We start from the raw sequence: 2276 nt of genomic DNA, 5'->3' as shown, positions 1-2276 counted from the left end.
GTGTGGTGCTGCACCGGGATGGCGCGGCGCAAGGGCTGGGGTCGCTCGACGAGCGCGCCCAGCCGCCAGCCTGAACGGTGCCAGACGACGCCCGCTCTCCCGCCGTGGCGGCGGTTCGGGGTCACCCGGTCCAATGCCGTCGCGTGAGCCCGACGCGCCGGACCCGCCTGCGGCGCTGCGAGCTTCTACCGCACGACCAGTACCGCGATGCTGCTGTGCGTCAGCACCTTCTGCGTCTCACTGCCGAGCAGCAGCGCGCGCATGCCGCGGCGGCCGTGCGAGGCCATGACGATCAGGTCGCAGCCGTGCTGCTTGGCATGATCGATGATGGCTTCGTACGGGTGCGAAGCTTCCACCGTGGCGGCGTCGCAGGCCAGCCCGGCGGCTTCGCAAGTCGCCACCACTTGCTGCACCCGCTGCTGCGCGATGCGCTCCTGCGCCTCGAAGTACTCCTGCGGTGCGATCGGCTGAATTTCGCTGATCGCGCTGTAGGGGAAGGGCTCCTTGGCGCTGAGCGTTCGAATGCGCGAGCCGAGCGCTTGCGCCAGCGTGATGGCGGTTGTGACCGCCTTGCCGGTCACGTCGCTGCCGTCGGTCGGCACGAGGATGCGTTTGTACATGGCGTCCCTCCGGATCGAATGCGGCGGGGCGGCACGCCCTCGCCGGTCTGTCGACATCCGCAGCGTGCGGCAGGGCGGCATGCAGGTCAAGCACCGGTACTCGCCGCAGCATCGCTCGAGGGTAAGCCCGGCCCTCGTCGTGCGCGAGTGTTTGTGGAGCGAGCGCGTCGAGCGAGGCGGCCTGCCGCTTCCAGGGCAAGCGAACGCGGATCGAGCGGCTACTTGTCTATCGCCTCGACCTTGGCGCGCGTGATATCGCCCTCCGAGCGGCCTTTCAGGTAAGCGTAGAGCTCGTCCATGTGCGCCATCACGTCCTTGTTGGTCTTGTAAGCCGGCATGACGCCGCGCACGAAGCGCCCGTTGGCCACGATGTCGACGAAATCTTCCTTGCTCAGTCGCTGCATCCCCGCAATGAGCGAAGGACCGACCAAGCCTTCCTGCTCGGCACCATGGCAGCGGTCGCAGGTGGCCGCGCGCCAAGTGCGAAAGCCCTGCAGAGTGGCCGGGTCGACCTTGTAGCCATCGACCACCTTGTAGGGGGCATCGCCCTGGGCGGCTTCGGGAGCGGATGCGGTGTCGGCCGCAGGGGCGGAGGTCTGGGCGAAAGCGCCGGCGGTCAGGGCGGCGAAGAGAGCCGGGATGCAACTTGTTCTCATGCGGGCGTCCTCATGGAAAGAACGATGCGGCCTGCCCAGGGACAGCAAAACTCATGCCTGTCGCAGGAGCTACGAGTTGTGTCGCGACTTGCCGCCGCGGTCACTCGGCCGCACGGCCAGAAATCGTCAACCGCGTGCCACGGGCCGCGACGGATCGGCGCACCACTCGCTCCACGAACCGGGATAGAGCACCGAGCCGGTCAGACCGGCGGCTTCCATAGCCAGCAGGTTGTGGCAAGCGGTGACGCCGGAGCCGCACTGGTGCACGACTTCGCTGGCGGCTCGACCGCCCAGCAGCGGCTCGAACGCGGCGCGCAGCGCTTCGGGGCCGAGGAAACGGCCGTGCTCGTCGAGGTTGTGCTTGAAAGGCCGGTTGAGCGCGCCGGGAATGTGGCCGGCCACCGGGTCGAGCGGCTCCGCGTCGCCGCGGAAGCGCTCCGCGGCGCGCGCATCGATGAGCCGCACCCGGCCCAGTGCGGCCTGCAGCGAGCCGGCATCCACGACGGGCACCAGCGAAGCGGCCATGGGATAGGGCGCAGCCGCCTGCGGCCGGGGCACGTCCTGGCCGAGCGCGCCGCCTGCCGCGACCCAGGCGGGCAGACCACCGTCGAGCACCGCGACTTCGCGGTGGCCCAGCCAGCGCAGCATCCACCAGGCGCGCGCCGCGAAGATCGCGTCCTGGCGGTCGTACGCCACCACGGCCATGGCGGGCGTCACGCCCAGGCGGCCCAGGGTTGCGGCGAAGGCCTCGCGCGTGGGCAGCGGATGCCGGCCGCGAAAGCGCCCGTCGGCGGGCGGTGTGTGATCTGCCAGGTCGTGGTCGAGGTGCAGGTAGTGGGCGCCGGGCAGATGCCCTTGCTGATAGCTCCGCTCGCCGGCGCCGGGATCGGCGAGATCGAAGGAACAGTCGAGCAGCAGGGTCCGGCACTCGGCGTCGTCGCCCGACAGGCGGTCGACCAGTGCGGGCGCGCTGATCAGGGGGTAAGGCAGGGTCATGGGG

General features: G+C 70.1%; 3 protein-coding genes. All 3 read right to left on the bottom strand.

Features of this window, described 5'->3' with window-relative positions; all coding sequences use genetic code 11:
• Positions 1-185: 185 nt before the first annotated feature.
• Positions 186-620, bottom strand: coding sequence for a universal stress protein (locus H0W38_RS21180; RefSeq protein WP_292457923.1), 435 nt, complete (start codon positions 618-620; stop codon positions 186-188).
• A 218-nt stretch (positions 621-838) separates the two neighbouring features.
• Positions 839-1276 carry a cytochrome c gene (locus tag H0W38_RS21175; protein ID WP_292457921.1) on the bottom strand — a complete coding sequence of 146 codons (438 nt, stop codon included), beginning with the start codon at positions 1274-1276 and terminating at the stop codon, positions 839-841.
• Between the two features lie 126 nt (positions 1277-1402).
• On the bottom strand, positions 1403-2266 hold the full coding sequence (locus H0W38_RS21170) for a sulfurtransferase (protein WP_292457926.1): 864 nt from the start codon (positions 2264-2266) through the stop codon (positions 1403-1405).
• Positions 2267-2276 lie beyond the last annotated feature (10 nt).

Source organism: Methylibium sp. (assembly GCF_013817365.1).
GTDB lineage: Bacteria > Pseudomonadota > Gammaproteobacteria > Burkholderiales > Burkholderiaceae_C > Methylibium.
Note: the sequence above shows the minus strand (reverse complement) of the source record. Positions and strands in the feature narration are given on the sequence as shown.